Source organism: Stenotrophomonas sp. 704A1 (assembly GCF_030549525.1).
GTDB lineage: Bacteria > Pseudomonadota > Gammaproteobacteria > Xanthomonadales > Xanthomonadaceae > Stenotrophomonas > Stenotrophomonas tuberculopleuritidis.
Genome location: NZ_CP130831.1, coordinates 500,189 through 516,655, shown reverse-complemented (window position 1 = coordinate 516,655; position 16,467 = coordinate 500,189). Strand labels below are relative to the sequence as shown.

Genomic DNA, 16,467 nt, shown 5'->3' with positions numbered 1-16,467 from the left:
AACAGGATGGGCCAGAGCCTTTCCCATCGGGAAAGGGCTCTGGCCCCCACGGTGTGCTGCCTGGGCGTCTTACCAGTTCGGGTCTTCGGCCGGTGCTGCGACGGGCTTGGGCGTGGGCTTGCTGGCCGGGCGTGCGGCGGCAGCCGGTGCCGCCGAGGCGGTGGCACCCGCGGTGGCCGCCGGCTTGCTGCCCAGCTTCTGCCGCAGTTCGATCTGGCCCGGACGGAAGCCGCCGCGCATGGCGTCGACCCCGTCTTCGATGGTGCCGTAGGAGGTCTGCGCGGCCACGCGATCGATGCGGATGGTGCAGCACGGGTGCTCGCTGCGGCCCAGCGAACGGCCGGTCTGCGGGTCCTTCAGTTCTTCGCCGAGGCGCACCGCCTGCCAGCGCTGGCCGGCCTGCACGGTATCACCGCCGTGGCTCAGCACCACCTGGTCACCATCGACCGAGACCACCGACACCGGGAACAGCGTGGTGACAATGGTGGTGCCGATCTGCCCGGACAGCGATTCCATCATCGCTGCGGCCATGCTGCGGCCGTTGACCACGCGCGGCAGCGTGCTCGGACCGGTCGAGGCCAGCTGGTGATCGAAACTGTCGGACATCACCACCTGGCCGGTGCTGGCGTTGACCAGTCGCAGGGTGATGCGGCCGCCACCTGCGTACGAGGTCACCTGGCGATCGGACATGCGCAGGTTGCGCACGCTGCGCGGATACTCGAAGCGTTCGATGGTCGGGATCAGGATCAGGTCGGTCGCCAGCTGCTGGCCGACACGTGCGGTGTCCTGCAGGCGCACGTTGCCGCTGTTGATGTGATCGATCTCGGCCTGCAGTTCATCGCCGAACTCGCGGTCGAGCACGATGAAGCGCTGGGTCTGGGTCAGCGTGTCGGACAGGCGCGCGCGGATTGCCTGGGCAACCTCGTCGGCATTCACCCGGCCATCGCCCACCGCGTAGCTGCCGGCGCGGGTGCGCGGCAACGCGACCACGATCTTCGGCTTGCCCTGCTCGTCCGGCGCGCGGTACTGGGCGATCTGCGCGCGCACGCGCACCTTCCAGTAGCTGCGCATGCTGCGCCGGGTGACATCCGAATCGAAGGCGCTGGCGCCACGCTTGGCGTCCACCTGCACCTGCTCTTCGTAGTGTTCCTTGACGCTGGCCGAAGACGCACCGCTCTTGGCCGATGCCTCACCGGAAGCACTGGCCGAGGCCGACCCCTTGAAGCTCCAGCCTTCATCGCTGGCGCGCACGCGGGCGATGGTTTCCTCGTCGAGCTGGGTCACTTCCTCCTGCGAGAGGATGTCATAGCCCAGCACCGCGCCCTGCGAGCCGGCAATCATCTGCTGCGAGAACGCGTCGGCGCGGATGTCGCCGACGTGTTCACCGTCCACATCCACATGCAGGCCTGCACGCAGGCCCTGCATCTGGCTGGCCACGCGTACGCCGTTGACCTGGGCCACGGCCGACTGCAATGCCGCCAGCACCGCCAGTTCCGGGGTGCTGCCGATGCCGTCGGCTTCGCGCGCGACCTGGGTGGTGCCGCCGAAATCCGGCGTGCCACGCAGGGGCGCTTCCTGCACCGGCGCATTGCTGGCCAGTGCACTGGTGGCCTTCTCCTTGGCCGGTGCCGCTTCTGCCGGTGCATCCTGCTTGCCGCAGGCTGCCAGCAGGGCAGCAACCAGCCCCAGGCCGATCAATCGAGTCGTGGTGCGCATGCGTGGCTGCCTCGGATCAGAGCGAATCCAGCATCGAATCAGCGTTGGACGGCACCTTCACCTTGCTCTTCCTGGCAAAGGTAACGGCCGACTTGGTCGAGCCGTACAGGCCCTTGATGAAGCCCGGCGATTCCTTGGCAACCCAGGCGCCGGCGGCCAGCTTGCGGCCAGCAGTGGCCATCTGGGTGGCACCCAGGTTCTTCATGCCTGCAGCAAAGCCGCTGGCTTCGCCGCTCAGCTTCTGGGCTTCGGCGGCCGAGGCCAGCAGCGAGACCAGTCCTTCAGCGTAATGCTGCTTGGATTCTGCATTCAGCTCCGGCTGCGCGGCCTGGCGCTCGTCAATGGCGGCCTGCGCGGCTTCGCTGACCGACACCGACTTCTTCATGGCGTCCACGTTGACCGAACCGGACGACAGCGCCTGGCGCTCGGCTTCCAGCAGCTGCACCTGTTCGGCCAGGCCGAAGGCACGGGCGAACGAGGTCTGGGCCTGCAGCGAGTGCGACTGCGAGCTGACGAAACGACGCACCAGTGCTTCCTGCGCGGCTTCGTCCGGGGCGGCAGCGCTGGCGCTGCTGCTGGAGGTGCCGGTGGCGGCGCCCGCCAGGTCCTTCAGCTTGCCCAGGCCGGCGTGCGCCGGCATCGACAGGGTAGCGGCGGCGATGGCCAGGGTGAGAGCGGTGGTACGGATCATGAGAGAGTCCTTTGGGAGAGACGGCCGCAGTGCGGCCCGTGGTAGGTAGCGCCGGGCCATGCCCGGCGAGCGCAGCGGAACCGCCAGCGCCGGACGAGGCCGGGTATCAGCGGACCGCCTTGACGTTCAGTTCGTTGATCATCTGCTGGGCGGCCTTCTCGGCAGCCAGCTGCAGGGCATTGGTGCGGGCCACGGTCTCGTTCGGGCCGGTGCCGGAGAACTGCACCGGGCCAACCGAGGACACGGTGCGCGGGAAGCGGCCGGTCACGTCCAGCACCTTGCCGGTGACGGTGACGAACACGCGGGTGTTGCCACTGGCCGGGTCGCGGTCGCGCATGCCGACGTCGAGGGTACCGACGGCGATGTACGGGATGTTGGCCGCACGGATGCCGTTGGCGGTGTCACGCAGGGTGGCGGCGGACAGGTCGTTGCCGGTGCTGAAGTCCTTGCGGATGCGCTCGATGCTGAGCAGGCCGCGCGACTCGCCTTCCACGTACTCGGCTTCGACCACTTCGTAGCCGGCGGCGCTGAACGCACCGGTCATCGCGGTGTTGACCTCGGCCGCGTTGGCCACCTTCCAGCTGATGGCGTCGCTGCGCTGGGTGGTGCTGCCACCGCTGGTGACCGACACCGAGCCGTTCTGGTTGATGCTGCCGTTGGTGCTGACCGAGTTGCCACGGAAGCTGTCGCCCTCGCGGGTGTTCTCGCTGTAGCTGCTGCTGGCATCGACGCGACGGTATTCCTTGTCCTGGAACGACTGCACGGTGTCCTGCGAGCGCGCCATGAACAGGAAGGTCAGCAGCGAACGCTGCGCGGCGGTGGCACCGGCCACGGCCGAGCCGGCATCCAGCTTGGTCTGCAGCAGGGTGGTGTTGATCTCGGCACGGACGGTGACGCTGTAGGTCTTGGCCTTCTTGTCTTCGGTGTCCGACAGCTGCACGGCGCTGAGTACGTAACGGTCGATCTCGCCGAGGAACTCGGCACGACGCGATTCGAACAGGCGCAGCTTGGCCGCACCGGATTCGGCGATGTACGCCTCCAGTGCATTGGCCTTGGCCTTGTTCAGGGCCTGGGCGCGGGTGTCGGCGCTCAGGCGCAGGCCGTAGCTGGCCGAACCGGTACCGCGCGAGCTGGCGGTCTGCGCGGCGACCGGCGAGGCCACCGCCAGCGCGATGAGGATGAGCAGGATGGTACGCATCAACGACATGACTTGATCAACTCCTGGAGGGCTTGGGTCTGCTGCTGCAACGGGCGGCCGCCCGGCTTCTGCTCGTCCAGCCAGGCGCGCGCATCGTCACGCTTGGCGGCGGCGCCGGCGAAGGCATCGAAGCCGGCCAGCAGGGTTTCGTAGCTGGCCGACCACTGGTCGACCTGCCACTGCGTGACCGGCACCACCTTGGTGGCGCCCTTGCGCAGCGGCTGCTGGAAGTACACCTTGCCGGAGAACGGCTCGGTGACCGTGGCGGTGAAGAACGCGCCGAACAGCATCGTCTTCATCGCCGGGGTCTCACTGATGACACCGTTCTTCAGCGCATCGACCTGCAGGCTGATGACGTAGTCCGCTTCGGGAATCTTCAGCTGGTAGACCTTGCCGTCGGCGAAGCGTGCGGCCATCGCGCCGCCGATCGCCTGCCCCGAAGCCGGCGGCAGCAGGCCGACACCGGTGTTGGATGACAGCGTCTTGGACAGTTCGTGGGCCAGCGTGGCGCGCAGCGGAGCGGCCCACGTCGGGTCGGGCAGCCTGGCCAGCGTGGCATCGGACAGGGTGACCGCACCGACCTGCAGGCGGCGCGTGGCCGCTTCGGGCAGCCTGGCCTGGGCCAGGGTGGCGGCCAGTACCTGCGACAGGCTGGTATCGGCGCCGCCATACAGCAGATCGGCGACGATCGCGTCGATGTCATCGCTGTCCGGCCGGTACTCCTGCACGTCGATGCGCTGCAGGGTGAGCGGATAGGACGCGATCACCTGGCGCTCGCGGAAGTCGAAGAACAGCGCCTGCAGCGCCACTTCCACCAGCACCTTGTACTGGTCGCCGATCGGTTCGACCGACACCAGCTCGCGGTCCAGCGCCGCGGCCAGCACCACGGCGCTGGTGGTGCCATCGAGCATCGCCACCGGCTGGTCGATCAGTTCCAGGTGCGCCGGCGCACGGCGCTTGAGTGCCTGGGCCAGGGTCTGGTTGAGCGGGATCAGGCCACGCGCTTCCAGCACAGCATGCGCGTGCGGGGTGGTCGCCTGTACGGCGGCGGCATCAGCGGTATAGGCAAAACCGGCCCAGTAGGCCTGCTGCGATTTCTCCGCCGCCTGCACCGCCATCGGCCAGACGGCCAGGCACAGCGCATAGGCAAGCAGGCGCGCAAACGCGCGCGGTGCGCCCTTCGTCCTTGAAAACATCCAACCGCTCCTCGGTCAACACACGCGAAAGGCGGGCGAAAGCCGCCCGCTGGGCGCGAAACATAGCCGCTCCGGCGCAAACCGACAAGTGCTGACCTTGTCGGCTTCACTCTTCCTGCGGCAGGCCGGCCCGTTGCCGCAGCAAGGTCCGCTCTGCCTGGTTCTGGCTCAACGCTGCGGCCGCGCCGAATGCATCGCGTGCGTCGTCCTCTCTGCCCAGCTGCAGCAGCAACTCGCCGCGCACCACCTGCAACGGTGCGTAGCCCTGCAGGCGTGGCTCGTCCAGCAGTGGCTGCAACAGCGCCCACGCGGCGAATGCCCCGTCGCTGCGCGAGACCGCCACCACCCGGTTCAAGGCCACCACCGGCGACGGCATCACCCGCAACAGCTGCGCGTACAGCGCAGCGATGCGCGCCCAATCGGTGTCTTCGGCGCGGCGCGCGCCGGCATGGCAGGCGGCGATCCGTGCCTGCAGGACATAGGGATCGTCGGCGCCGCCGGCAGCCAGGGCGCGGGCCAGCGCCTGCTGGCCACGTTCGATCTGCAGCCAGTCCCAGCGCGCGCGGTTCTGCTGGTCCAGCAGGACCGGTGCCCCGTGCGCATCCACGCGGGCGGCAGTGCGCGATGCCTGCAGTTCCATCAAAGCCCACAACCCCAGCACCGCAGGCGCGGGCATGCGGTGGGCCAGGATGCGCACCAGCCGCAACGCCTCGGCACACAACGCCGGTCGCATCCAGTCATCACCGGCACTGGCCGCATATCCCTCGTTGAACACCAGGTAGATCGCTTCCAGCACCGAGGCCAGCCGTGCAGGCAGGGCCTCCGTGCGTGGCACCTCATACGGCACCTGTTTCTGCGCCAGGGTGCGCTTGGCCCGCACGATGCGCTGGGCGATGGTCGGCTCCGGCTGCAGGAAGGCACGCGCGATCTCGACGGTGGTCAGCCCGCCCAGCAGGCGCAGGGTCAGCGCCACCCGCGCATCGGCGGGCAGCACCGGGTGGCAGGCCACGAACATCAGCCGCAGCAGATCGTCGCCCAGATCGTCCTCCAGCGCCTGGCTGTCATCGGGTGCCGGCAATGCCGCCGGGTGCAGCTGCTCGCCCCACTGCGCATGCTGCTGCGCCACGCGTTGATGCTGGCGCAGCACGTCAATGGCACGATTGCGCGCGGTGGTCATCAGCCAGGCTCCGGGGTTGTCCGGGATGCCCTGCGCCGGCCAGCGCTCCAGCGCGGCCAGCCAGGTGTCCTGGGCCAGCTCTTCGGCACGCCCCACGTCGCCGCCAAGCAGGCGCGCCAGGCGCGCGATCAACACCGGCGATTCCATCCGCCAGAGGGTTTCCAGACGTTGCGTCAGTGCGGGCTCGGACATCGGCCGATCACAGCACGCATGCCCGGCCCGCACAAGCAGCGCGGTTCACGCTTCAACGATGGGCTTGAAACCGCCCCAGAACATGCGCCGGGTATCGAACGGCATGTCCTTGGGCCCGATGCCGGCCAGCCGCGGATCGGCCATCACCTTCGCGTTGATGCGGTCGCGCGCAGCGCGCGAGCGGAACACCACGAAGGCGACGATGACCGTCTCGCCGGGCTTGGCCTTCACCGCGCGCGGGAACGAGGTCGACTTGCCCGGTTCCACATCGTCGGCCACGCATTCCATGTACTGCAGCGCGCCATGGTCCTTCCACACCGCGCCGGCCTTGCGGGCCAGACGCCGGTAGGCGGCCACCTTGTCCAGCGGGCACGGCAGCACGTAAGCATCCACGTAAGCCATCAGAGCTCTCCCCGGCGGCGGGCACTCAGCCCGGCTCGCCGTCCATGTGTGCGATTTCCCAGAGATGCCCATCCAGGTCCTGGAATCCACGCTGGTACATGAAGCCGTAGTCACGCGCCGGTTGCGGCTCGCTGGCACCGGCGGCCAGGGCCTTTTCCAGGGTCTGGTCCACCGCCTCGCGACTGGGCGAGGACAGCGCCGTGATCACTTCCGTGTGCGTGTGCGCGTCGGCAAGGCGCTTGGTGGTGAACTGCTGGAAAAAAGGCTGGGTCAGCAGCATCACGTAGATGCTGTCACTGATCACCATGCCGGCCGCATCGTCGTTGGTGAAGGTCGGATTGAAGCTGTAGCCCAGTGCGGCGAAGAACGCCTTGGACTTTTCCAGGTCCTTGACCGGAAGGTTGACGAAGATCATCTGCGGTTGCGCTGTACTCATTGTCACGGTTCCTTGCAGTCGGTCGGGCAGGCACTCAGGGCTGTTTCATGCAGTTGACCATCCACGGCTTGCCGTAGCGGTCGATCAACATGCCCCAGCGATGGGCCCAGAAGGTTTCGGCGATCGGCATCTGCACCTGGCCACCGTCGGCCAGTGCAGCAAAGACCCGCTCTGCTTCTTCGATGCTGTCCACATCGACATTGATGGTGGTCGCGCCGCCGTCACCGCTGCCGGGGCCATCGGCCGCCATCAGGATCGCGGCGCCGATTTCCAGCTGGCTGTGGGCAACGTGGTCGAGCGTGTCTGCGGGCATGTCATTGCAGCCGGGCGAGCCATCGGACGGCGGCATGTCCCGGTACTTCATTTCCGAGGTGACCTGGCCACCGAGTGCCTTGGCGTAGAACGCCATGGCGTCGTGGGCCTGGCCGCTGAAGCCGAGGAAGGGAATCAATTTCATGACAGTTCTCCGGGGTGTGGTTCTGGGCGGTCGCACCGGGCCATGCCCAGCGCGCAGATGGGTTGGCTCAGCCTTCCAGCTGTGCACGCAGACGCTGTTCCTGCTGCTGTAATTCGGGGGTGAAGGCCGCGCCGAAATCTTCGGCCGAGATCAACGGTCGCAGTTCGAGCGCCCCGCCGGCGGCGAACGGCGCCCGGCTGGCCCACTCGGTAGCCTCATCCAGCGAACGCACCTCCCACAGCCAGAACCCGGCGATCTGTTCGCCGGCCGGCGCGAACGGGCCGGCCTCGACCTGCGGCGCCCCAGCGCCGAAATGAATACGCCGGCCGCGCTGGGTGGCGTGCAGGCCTTCACCGGCCAGCATGATGCCGGCGGCCACCAACTGCTCGTTGTAGGCGCCCATTTCGGCCAGTTCCTGTTCGCTGGGCATGCGGCCGGCTTCGGAATCGGCATTGGCCTTCACGATCACCATCACCTTCATTTCGGTCTCCCGTGGGAACGCAGGGGGCGTGCCCTTCACTGGATACAACGAACCAGGGCGCGGCGAATCGACATGTCCTGCGAAATTATTTTTCCGGTGGACGGCGCGCCTCCCGCACTGCAGCATGCCCATGCGCAATCCTGCGCCATCATGGGCACCCGCCCCCGCCAGGACCCTGCCATGCAGCAGTACCTGCTCCTGATCTACATCGAGCCTGCCCTGCTGCAGGCGCTGCCCACCGAAGAATTCAACGCGCTGATGCGCGACTGCCTGGCCCACGCCGACCAGCTGCAGGCCCAAGGCACCCTGCTGGTCGCGCAGAAGCTGCAGCCGGTCGACACCGCGCAGACCCTGCGCGTGCGCGACGGCCAGAGCCGGGTGCTGGACGGACCGTTCGCCGAGACCCGCGAGCTGCTGGCCGGCTTCAACCTGATCACCGCCCGCGACCGCGACGAGGCCATGCACATCGCCCGGCAGTTCCCCTGGGCGCGCTTCGGCAGCATCGAAGTGCGGCCGCTGGAAGACATGGATGCCGAACGCGAGCGTTGCGGCGCTCCGGCGGCTATGGAAGCAGCCGCACCCTGAGCTCGCGCGGGCCCACGCCTTCGTTGCCGCTGTAGTCGCGCGCACTGGCGCGCACGATGTACTCGCCCGGCGGCAGCGCCGCCGGTTGCCAGCGCCCGGTCTCCATCAGGCCGTCGCGCACGGTATTGGTCACCAGGTAACGGAACCGGGTGACCGCACTGCCGTGCACGGTGATGCCGCTGTCCGGGGCATAGGCCGCCTTCACCGCCAGCGCCTGTGGCGGCATGCGGTTGAAGACGATGTTCCAGCGCGGCTGCTCGTAGCCCTGCAGCGGCTGCCCGGTGGCATCGAGGATCTGGTAGCCGACCTGGTACGGGCCCAGGCGGCGGCGCGGCAGGTTGTGGTCGACCTGGTCCCAGGCCTCCACCACGATCTGCACGCCACGCCCCTGCCGCGCCAGCAACACCACGCCATCGCTGCCGGGGGCCAAGGGTTGATCGTTGTCGTCCAGCAGCGCGACGTCGGTGATGCGGGGAGCAAAGTGGTCGGCGTAGTTGCGGAAGCCCAGCGCGACCGCATTGGTCTCGAACCCGCCGTTGCCCACGGCCAGGTGCACATGGGCCTGGCTGTTGATGCTGCCCAGGCGGTCACCCACGTGGATGCGCGTGCCACGCCGCACACGGATGCGCTCCAGCTTGCCTTCATCGTCATACAGCGCCTGCCAGCGCGCATCGAACGGGGTGCCTGACGGCGTGCGCCCCACCCGCATGTGGATGTACTTCAACCGTTCCACGGCCAGGCCCTCGGCCTGCCCGCCCAGGCTCCAGGCGGCGATCGGGCTGCTGATCTTGCCCTCGGCAATCGCCAGCACGGTCTGGCCGACATCCCCGCGCACGTCGAAGCCGCCGTGCAGGTGGTGGCGGCTCTCGCCGCTGAAGTTGCCGCGCACCTCGCCCAACGTGCCGACCACTTCGTGCCAGCCGTCCTGCGGCGCCAGCGGCCAACGCCCGCCACTGTCCGGAAGCGCGGCATCGGCGGCCGGGCCGACCAGTGCCGGCGCCGGCAGCTCACCGACCGGCAACGGGCGCAGCCGGTGCAGGCGGTACCCCGCCGAGTCGGCCACCAGCAGTCCACCATCGGCCTCCACCGCCAGTCCACTCGGCCGCGCCAGGCGTGGCAGCCGGTCGTTGCCCAGCAGCGCCAGCTGGTGGCCCTGCGGCGTCACCTGCACGATGCGGCCGTCCAGATCGCCCACGTAGAGCACGCCGTCGTGCGTCGTGGCCAGTGACAACGGCCCATTGATCACCCCGCCGCTGGCCACCGCCGTGCTGACACTGCCATCGGCACCGACACGCCGCACCGCGTTGTTGAACAGGTCGGCCACCAGCAGCGCGCCGTGCGCATCGAAGGCCAGCGCCACCGGCGTATCGAAGCGTGCGTCGGCGCCAGCGGCATCGATGAAACCGGGGCGGTCGCCGCCGGCCAGCGTGCGCACCGCACCGTCGGTACCGATCACCCGGATGCGGTCGTTCCAGGTGTCGGCAACGTAGACCTGGCCCTGCGCGTCCACGGCGATGCCCATCGGGCCATCGAAGCGGGCCTGCGCCGCGGGACCATCGGCGAACCCCTGCTCGCCACCGGCCAGCGTGCTGACCTGGCCATCGATGCCGATGCGACGGATCGCGTGATTGCCGGTGTCGGCCACGTACAGATTGCCCTGCGCGTCGGCGGCGATGCCCGACGGCGTGTTGAAGCGTGCCTGCAGCGCCGGTCCATCCACACGCCCCTCGCCCTGCCCGGCCACGGTCTCCACGCGGCCGTCGGGCCACCGGCGGCGGATGCGGTTGTTGTCGCCGGCATCGGTGAAATAGACGCTGCCATCGGCGCTGCGCAACAGCGCATAGGGGTCGGCGAAGCGGGCCTGTGCCGAGGCACCGTCCCGATCACCCGGATGGCCATCACCGGCCAGCAGTTCGATCTGGGCCGTCCAGGCCAACGGCGTGGGCGCCGGGCCTGCCGGTTCAGCGCGCGTGTGCAGCGGTGTTTCCCACCAGGTTGCCGCCAATGCCACCACGGTTGCCACCGCCACGCCTGCCGCCATCCATTGCCACCGTGCCATCGCGCTGCGCTGCCTGCCTGTTGCTTGACCAGGCACCGACAATAGACGCTGCGCGCGCGATGCGCCACGGCCAGGCGTACTGCCGGGCATCACAGTTCCATGCGCCGCGCTTGTTCTCGCTGGCCCCAGCGGGTTCAATGCTGTGCCCACGGATGGAGATCCTCCATGCCCCGCGCCCTCCCCTTCGCCGCCCTGCTGCTGGCCCTGCTGGCTGGCCCGCCCGTGTCGGCCTCGATCACCGTGGCGCCACAGAAGCCATCGGTCACCGGCGATGCCGTGCACCTGGCCTACGCCCAGCGTTGGGATGAAGCGATCCAGCAGTCGCGCAGCGGCAACACCCTGGGGGCGCTGATCACGATCGAACAGCTGATGGAAGACCCGCTGCTGGATGACTTCGACGCCGAGCATCGTGGCCGTGCGGCACAGGTGGCCGGTTGGACCGCGATGATGCAGAAGCAGCCGGACCAGGCCCGCCGCTATCTGCAGCGGGCGCTGGAGGCATTGCCGGTGGATGCGCAGATCCTGCTGACGCTGGTCTCGCTGGAGCTGTCCCAGGGCCAGCCCGCAGCGGCCACGAACTACCTGGTACGGGCGTTGCAGCATGCCGACGCGCCGCTGCCGCTCGAGCCGGACACGGTCAGGTATCTGCAGTACCGCCTGCACGCGCAGCCACAGCAGCGCATGGAACTGCTGCAGGCGCTGTTCGACAACGGCTGGAAGAGTGGCGGCCTGGAGCCGACCGGCATGTGGCTGGCACTGGCCACGTTGCAGGCCGAGAACGGTCGTGACGAGGACATCCCGGCGACACTGGCGCGTATCAGCGGCCCCGCCGAGATCATCCGGCTGCGCAGCGACAAGCGCTTCGACCGCTATGTCGATCGCAGCGATCCACGCTTTGATGCGACGCAGGGCGCGCAGCAGCATCTGGACGAACTGCGGGTGTCCGGCCTGCTCGATCGCGCACTGGATGGGCGCATGGCCGAGTTCGGCAGCACCCTGCTGATGCTGGACCGCAACGAGGAAGTGCTGGCGCTGACCGATGGCATCGCCCGCGCAGCCGCCGCAGGGGAGTCGCCTTCGGATGCCGAGGCCGAATGGGTGGGGCGGCTGCTCAACAACCGGTACACCGCCCTGCGCCGGCTGGGCCGTCTGGACGACGCACTGGCGGCCGCGCAGCAGGCCGCGCGCATCGGCGCACGCGGTCCCAACGGCATCGAACACCAGCTGAGTGTCGGCTTCCTGTTCCTCTCGCTCGGTCGCCCGCAGGAGGCGGTGCAGGCCGTGCAGGGCATCCAGGACCTGCCCGGCTACGGCAGGGCCGCACAGGCGCTGGTGCAGTTCGCCGCCGCCCGCGTTCGCGGCGATACCGGGGCCATGGAGGCCGCACGCGACGTGATCCTGGCCGAGCGCGAGGGTGCCTCCGTGTTCCATCGCGAGATGCTGCTGGAAGCGGGCGATCTGGACGGCGCTGCGGCGGTGCTGATCGAGCAGCTGCGCTCGCCGGTCGAACGCGGCGAGATCCTGGCCAGCCTGCAGGACATGCGCACCTATCCCTCGCTGCCGGGCGACGCACGCGGTGATGCGGCATGGCGTGCGCTCAAGCAGCGTGCCGACGTGCAGGCCGCGATCGAACGTGTCGGCCGCGTCGAGCGCTACGACCTGGTCAGCAGCGGCACCTCACGCTGAGCATCGCCGCCGTGGCGGCACGCGCGCGTCCAGCACCGCCGGCCTAGCGCGCGGGCACCTCGGTGCGGATGCCCATCGCCTCGCGGTAGCGCGCGTACAGCGCCATCACCTTGTCCACATACGCGAGGGTTTCGGCATACGGCGGTACGCCCTTGTAGCGGGTGACCGCACCGATGCCGGCGTTGTAGGCGGCCGCCGCCAGTGGCCGGTCGCCGTTGTAACGGCGCAGCAGCGCGCGCATGTAGCGTGCACCGCCATCGATCGACTGCTGCGGCGAAAAGGGATCGCGCACGCCGTATTCCTGCGCGGTATCGGGCATCAGCTGCATCACCCCCTGCGCCCCTTTGCTGGAGACCGCCAGTGCATCGAAGTTGCTTTCGGCATGGGCGATCGCGCGCAGCCAGGCATCGTCGACGCCGGTGGCCTTGGCGGCCGCCTTGAACTGCCTGGCGTGCTGCGCCAGCTGCGGCTTGCCGACCTTGCCCAGGCCCTCATGCGCCGGCTCGCCGGGCGGCGTGGCCACGGTGAACTTCAGGAAGACCCGCGAACCCGGCAGGTTGCGGGTGGAATAGACCAGCACGCCGTCCTGCTCGCGTTCGTACAGCACGCCACTGAACACGCCCATGTTGCCCCACAGGTTCGGCGTCTGGACGGCGTTGTCGTCAATCTCCCTGGCGGTACAGCGCGAGCCCGGTTCCGGCGCGGTGGCCAGGCTGACCGTATTGCCCTGCACGCAGCGGTAGACGGTGCGCGCAGCGGCCAGCCCGGGCCACAGGCCGGGCAGCAGCAACAGCGCAAGGAGGGCAGGACGGCGGATCATGGCGGCCGGATGATCCGGCCGCGCCCGCGAATACGGGGTGAATGGGCGATGGGCAACGGATCCGGCGCCGGCAGCGTCGGCGGTTCGTCGACGGCCTGCCCTGGTCCACCACGAAATCCCGCACTACGCGCGACAGTCGACGCTACCGCGCCCTGCGTCGCACCCAATAGCCCACGCCCAGCAGCACGAACCATACCGGGCTGGCGATCAGCGCCTGGCGGGTGTCGGCCTGCAGGCTCAGCAGCACCAGCACGGCAGCGAAGAACACCAGGCAGGCCCAGCACATCGCCACGCCGCCGGGCATCTTGAAGATCGAGGCGGCATGACGCTCGGGGTGACGGCGACGGTAGACCATGTACGCCGCCAGGATCAGCGACCAGACGAAGATGAACAGCACCGTCGCCAGGGTGGTCACCAGCGTGAAGGCGGTCACCAGGTTCGGGATCAGGTAGATCAGCAGGGTTCCACCCAGCAGGCACAGGCACGAGAACAGCAGCCCACGCGCCGGCACCGCCGCGCGCGACAGGCGTGACAGCCCGCGCGGTGCGTGGCCTTCCTCGGCCAGGCCGTAGAGCATGCGGCTGGTGGAGAAGATGCCGCTGTTGGCCGACGAGGTGGCCGAGGTCAGCACCACGAAGTTGATCAGGCTGGCGGCGGCGGGAATGCCGGCCAGCACGAACAGCTGCACGAACGGGCTCTTGTCCGGCACCACCTGGCGCCACGGCGTGACCGCCATGATCGCGACCAGCGCCAGCACGTAGAAGATGATGATGCGCACCGGGATCGAGTTGATCGCCTTGGGCAGGTTGCGTTCGGGGTTGGCGGTCTCAGCGGCGGTCGTGCCCACCAGCTCGATGCCGACGAAGGCGAACACCGCGATCTGGAAGCCGGCGAAGAAGCCGACCAGGCCCATCGGGAACATGCCGCCGTCATTCCACAGGTTCGACAGCGCGGCGGTATGGCCGCTGGGCGAGGTGAAGCCCCACACCACCAGGCCGGCACCGGTGATGATCAACGCACAGATGGCCACGATCTTGATCAGCGCGAACCAGAACTCCATTTCGCCGAACAGCTTCACCGTCACCAGGTTCAGGGCCAGCAGCAGCATCACGCACGCCAGCGCCGGTATCCAGGCGTCCAGCCCCGGGAACCAGAACTGCGCGTAGGCGGCGATGGCGATCACATCGGCGATGGCGGTGACGATCCAGCAGAACCAGTACGTCCACCCGCAGAAAAACCCCGCCCAGGGACCCAGCAGATCGGTGGAGAAGTCGATGAAGGATTTGTACTGCAGGTTGGACAGCAGCAGTTCGCCCATCGCGCGCATCACGAAGAACAGCATCGCGCCGATGATCAGATAGACGAACACGATGGAAGGGCCGGCCAGGCTGATGGTCTTGCCCGACCCCATGAACAGGCCGGTGCCGATGGCACCGCCGATGGCGATCAGCTGCAGGTGGCGGTTGGACAGGCTGCGGCGCAGGTGCTCGGGGGGCGAAGCGGGCTCGGTCATGGGCGCGGGCAAGGGGCGGGTGAAGCCATCGACGGTAGTCCTCCGATGGCCACAACACCAGCGCCGGCCGACCCTTGCCCGCCAGCGAGTGTCGCTTTCACCACAATGTGACCCAATACCGACATTGTCCCATTCCGCCCAGGCCGGCGGCATGTTCAGATAGCGCCATCGTCCAAGGACCGGCCCCCATGCGCCCTGCCCCGCCCGCCTGTCTGGAATCCCGGCCATGAGCCGCCTGCGGGTCATCATCGGCGGCACCCTGCTGGCCGTGGTGGCGGCGGCGGTGCCGATCGCAGCCATGGTCTACGCCACCTGGGACCGGGCCGTCAGCGTCGAGCAGGCGCGCCTGCGCATCATCGCCGAGCGGACCCTGCGCCGCGCCGACAGCTCCTATCAGGAAGTGCTGGCCGCGTTGAAGTCGGCCGAGGCCACCGCGCTGCCGCCTTGCGGAGACGAGCATATCCGGCGCATGCAGTCACTGGTGATGACCACGCCGTCGGCTGACCAGATGGGGTACTTCGAAGGCGGCAAGCTGCGATGCACCTCCTGGGGCCCGTTCCACGCCGATGTGCAGCAGCCACGGGCCGACCATGTCACCAGCGACGGAGCCGGCATCGCCGTGGACGTACGCCCCGAGGCGACCGCCCGGCGCCCGGTGCTGTCGATCCTGTACGGTTCCTACGACGTGCTGGTCGACCCGCGGCGCTTTGTCGATGTCATCGTCGATCCCCACGTACGGCTGGCCCTGGCCAGCCCGGACGGGCGCCTGCTGACCCGCCAGCAGGGCATGGACCCGGCCCTGCTGCAGCAGCTGCTGCGCGAGCCCGGCGAGGGCCTGGACAACAACACCCTGTACGCCAGCGCGCGCAGCGAGGAATGGCTGGCGATCGCCACCACCCCGCGCACCGCGCTGGCCGCCACGTTCCGTCAGCAGGCCTGGCTGTTCGTGCCGCTGGGCCTGCTGATGGCCGCCGCCGGCGCCGGCCTGGTGATCTGGCTGTCGCGGCGCCGGCTGTCACTGCGTGGCGAGCTGGCCATCGCCATCCGCCGGCGCGAGCTGTACCTGCACTACCAGCCGATCATCGAACTGGACACCGGCATCTGCGTCGGCGCCGAAGCGCTGGTGCGCTGGCAGCGCCCGGACGGCAGCCAGGTGCGCCCGGACCTGTTCATTCCCTTGGCCGAAGAGGCGGGAATGATCGCCGACATCACCGACCTGGTGATCGAGAACGTGGTGGCCGACATGCGCGAGCTGCTGGCCGAGGACCGCAGCGCGCACATCGCGATCAACCTGGCGGCGGAGGACATCAGCAGCGGGCGCGCGCTGAAGGTGATCGCCCAGCGCATGGCCGGCAGCGGCATCCTGCCGCAGCAGATCTGGCTGGAAGCCACCGAGCGCGGCTTCCTGGACATCGACCGCGCGCGCACCATGCTGGCCGCCGCGCGCCGGGCCGGCCACAGCGTGGCCATCGATGATTTCGGCGTCGGCTATTCCAGCCTGCAGTACCTGCAGCAGCTGCCGCTGGATGCCCTGAAGATCGACAAGTCCTTCGTCGATGCGATCGGCACCGAGAGCGCCACCAGCCCGGTGACCCCGCATATCATCGGCATGGCCCGGGAGCTGGGGCTGTGGGTGGTGGCCGAGGGCGTGGAAACCGAAGCGCAGCTGGCCTACCTGCACAGCCAGCATGTGCAGTTCGGCCAGGGCTGGCTGTTCTCGCGGCCGTTGCCACGCGATGAGTTCATCGCCTTCCATCACAAGCGGCAGCAGCGCTATGGCGCCGCACGCGAACACATGCAGAATCCGCGCAGCGTGCCGTTCGAGCGCGAGCAGGCCGGCGAGGATCCGGGCGCATGA

Annotated in this window: 15 protein-coding genes; 3 read left to right on the top strand and 12 right to left on the bottom strand. The window is 68.8% G+C overall.

Annotated elements, in window-relative coordinates; translation table 11 throughout:
• Positions 1–69 precede the first annotated feature (69 nt).
• The 9 genes from Q5Z10_RS02355 to Q5Z10_RS02315 form a co-directional block, all read right to left on the bottom strand.
• Positions 70–1,716 (bottom strand): CsgG/HfaB family protein, encoded by a 1,647-nt coding sequence (locus Q5Z10_RS02355; protein WP_303637750.1) that lies wholly within the window; start codon positions 1,714–1,716, stop codon positions 70–72.
• 16 nt (positions 1,717–1,732) lie between these two features.
• Positions 1,733–2,407 carry a hypothetical protein gene (locus Q5Z10_RS02350; RefSeq protein ID WP_303637749.1) on the bottom strand — a complete coding sequence of 225 codons (675 nt, stop codon included), beginning with the start codon at positions 2,405–2,407 and terminating at the stop codon, positions 1,733–1,735.
• A gap of 106 nt (positions 2,408–2,513) precedes the next feature.
• Entirely contained in the window at positions 2,514–3,614 is a 1,101-nt protein-coding gene (locus Q5Z10_RS02345) for a hypothetical protein (RefSeq protein ID WP_303637748.1), read from the bottom strand.
• Positions 3,605–4,801 carry a hypothetical protein gene (locus tag Q5Z10_RS02340; RefSeq protein ID WP_303637747.1) on the bottom strand — a complete coding sequence of 399 codons (1,197 nt, stop codon included), beginning with the start codon at positions 4,799–4,801 and terminating at the stop codon, positions 3,605–3,607. The genes Q5Z10_RS02345 and Q5Z10_RS02340 overlap by 10 nt, the downstream gene beginning before the upstream one ends.
• Positions 4,802–4,907: 106 nt before the next feature.
• Complete coding sequence (locus Q5Z10_RS02335; protein ID WP_303637746.1) at positions 4,908–6,170, bottom strand: RNA polymerase sigma factor; 1,263 nt, start codon at positions 6,168–6,170, stop codon at positions 4,908–4,910.
• A gap of 45 nt (positions 6,171–6,215) precedes the next feature.
• Complete coding sequence (locus Q5Z10_RS02330) at positions 6,216–6,572, bottom strand: DUF1428 domain-containing protein (RefSeq protein WP_303637745.1); 357 nt, start codon at positions 6,570–6,572, stop codon at positions 6,216–6,218.
• Between the two features lie 25 nt (positions 6,573–6,597).
• Positions 6,598–7,008 (bottom strand): VOC family protein, encoded by a 411-nt coding sequence (locus tag Q5Z10_RS02325; protein WP_303637744.1) that lies wholly within the window; start codon positions 7,006–7,008, stop codon positions 6,598–6,600.
• A gap of 34 nt (positions 7,009–7,042) precedes the next feature.
• Positions 7,043–7,465, bottom strand: a complete 423-nt coding sequence (locus Q5Z10_RS02320) for a VOC family protein (RefSeq protein WP_303637743.1) — start codon at positions 7,463–7,465, stop codon at positions 7,043–7,045.
• 67 nt (positions 7,466–7,532) lie between these two features.
• Positions 7,533–7,946, bottom strand: a complete 414-nt coding sequence (locus Q5Z10_RS02315; RefSeq protein ID WP_303637742.1) for a YciI family protein — start codon at positions 7,944–7,946, stop codon at positions 7,533–7,535.
• A 180-nt stretch (positions 7,947–8,126) separates the two neighbouring features.
• Between Q5Z10_RS02315 and Q5Z10_RS02310 the strand changes: the two genes are divergently transcribed.
• Positions 8,127–8,531: a YciI family protein gene (locus Q5Z10_RS02310; RefSeq protein WP_303637741.1), complete on the top strand. Its 405-nt coding sequence runs from the start codon at positions 8,127–8,129 to the stop codon at positions 8,529–8,531.
• Here the strand turns inward: Q5Z10_RS02310 and Q5Z10_RS02305 are convergent.
• Positions 8,509–10,590, bottom strand: a complete 2,082-nt coding sequence (locus Q5Z10_RS02305) for an NHL repeat-containing protein (RefSeq protein WP_303637740.1) — start codon at positions 10,588–10,590, stop codon at positions 8,509–8,511. The two genes, Q5Z10_RS02310 and Q5Z10_RS02305, sit on opposite strands and share 23 nt — an antisense overlap.
• 165 nt (positions 10,591–10,755) lie before the next feature.
• On the opposite strand from Q5Z10_RS02305, the gene Q5Z10_RS02300 reads away from it, so the two are divergent.
• Positions 10,756–12,276 carry a tetratricopeptide repeat protein gene (locus Q5Z10_RS02300; protein ID WP_303637739.1) on the top strand — a complete coding sequence of 507 codons (1,521 nt, stop codon included), beginning with the start codon at positions 10,756–10,758 and terminating at the stop codon, positions 12,274–12,276.
• A gap of 43 nt (positions 12,277–12,319) precedes the next feature.
• Here the strand turns inward: Q5Z10_RS02300 and Q5Z10_RS02295 are convergent, their stop codons facing one another.
• Together Q5Z10_RS02295 and cycA are read right to left on the bottom strand one after the other, a co-directional pair.
• A complete protein-coding gene (locus tag Q5Z10_RS02295) occupies positions 12,320–13,096 on the bottom strand; it encodes a lytic transglycosylase domain-containing protein (RefSeq protein ID WP_303637738.1) in 777 nt (258 codons plus the stop codon).
• Positions 13,097–13,238: 142 nt separating this feature from the next.
• Positions 13,239–14,609 carry a D-serine/D-alanine/glycine transporter gene (gene cycA / locus Q5Z10_RS02290; RefSeq protein ID WP_303637737.1) on the bottom strand — a complete coding sequence of 457 codons (1,371 nt, stop codon included), beginning with the start codon at positions 14,607–14,609 and terminating at the stop codon, positions 13,239–13,241.
• Between the two features lie 226 nt (positions 14,610–14,835).
• On the opposite strand from cycA, the gene Q5Z10_RS02285 reads away from it, so the two are divergent.
• Complete coding sequence (locus Q5Z10_RS02285; RefSeq protein ID WP_303637736.1) at positions 14,836–16,467, top strand: EAL domain-containing protein; 1,632 nt, start codon at positions 14,836–14,838, stop codon at positions 16,465–16,467.

What these genes read in the sequence shown, in the direction of transcription:
- Q5Z10_RS02325 (WP_303637744.1), bottom strand. Translation starts at nt 7,008, where the DNA reads ATGAGTACAGCGCAACCGCAGATGATCTTCGTCAACCTTCCGGTCAAG.
- cycA (WP_303637737.1), bottom strand. Translation starts at nt 14,609, where the DNA reads ATGACCGAGCCCGCTTCGCCCCCCGAGCACCTGCGCCGCAGCCTGTCC.
- Q5Z10_RS02345 (WP_303637748.1), bottom strand. Translation starts at nt 3,614, where the DNA reads ATGTCGTTGATGCGTACCATCCTGCTCATCCTCATCGCGCTGGCGGTG.
- Q5Z10_RS02355 (WP_303637750.1), bottom strand. Translation starts at nt 1,716, where the DNA reads ATGCGCACCACGACTCGATTGATCGGCCTGGGGCTGGTTGCTGCCCTG.
- Q5Z10_RS02295 (WP_303637738.1), bottom strand. Translation starts at nt 13,096, where the DNA reads ATGATCCGCCGTCCTGCCCTCCTTGCGCTGTTGCTGCTGCCCGGCCTG.
- Q5Z10_RS02300 (WP_303637739.1), top strand. Translation starts at nt 10,756, where the DNA reads ATGCCCCGCGCCCTCCCCTTCGCCGCCCTGCTGCTGGCCCTGCTGGCT.
- Q5Z10_RS02320 (WP_303637743.1), bottom strand. Translation starts at nt 7,465, where the DNA reads ATGAAATTGATTCCCTTCCTCGGCTTCAGCGGCCAGGCCCACGACGCC.
- Q5Z10_RS02335 (WP_303637746.1), bottom strand. Translation starts at nt 6,170, where the DNA reads ATGTCCGAGCCCGCACTGACGCAACGTCTGGAAACCCTCTGGCGGATG.
- Q5Z10_RS02340 (WP_303637747.1), bottom strand. Translation starts at nt 4,801, where the DNA reads ATGTTTTCAAGGACGAAGGGCGCACCGCGCGCGTTTGCGCGCCTGCTT.
- Q5Z10_RS02330 (WP_303637745.1), bottom strand. Translation starts at nt 6,572, where the DNA reads ATGGCTTACGTGGATGCTTACGTGCTGCCGTGCCCGCTGGACAAGGTG.
- Q5Z10_RS02305 (WP_303637740.1), bottom strand. Translation starts at nt 10,590, where the DNA reads ATGGCACGGTGGCAATGGATGGCGGCAGGCGTGGCGGTGGCAACCGTG.
- Q5Z10_RS02285 (WP_303637736.1), top strand. Translation starts at nt 14,836, where the DNA reads ATGAGCCGCCTGCGGGTCATCATCGGCGGCACCCTGCTGGCCGTGGTG.
- Q5Z10_RS02310 (WP_303637741.1), top strand. Translation starts at nt 8,127, where the DNA reads ATGCAGCAGTACCTGCTCCTGATCTACATCGAGCCTGCCCTGCTGCAG.
- Q5Z10_RS02315 (WP_303637742.1), bottom strand. Translation starts at nt 7,946, where the DNA reads ATGAAGGTGATGGTGATCGTGAAGGCCAATGCCGATTCCGAAGCCGGC.
- Q5Z10_RS02350 (WP_303637749.1), bottom strand. Translation starts at nt 2,407, where the DNA reads ATGATCCGTACCACCGCTCTCACCCTGGCCATCGCCGCCGCTACCCTG.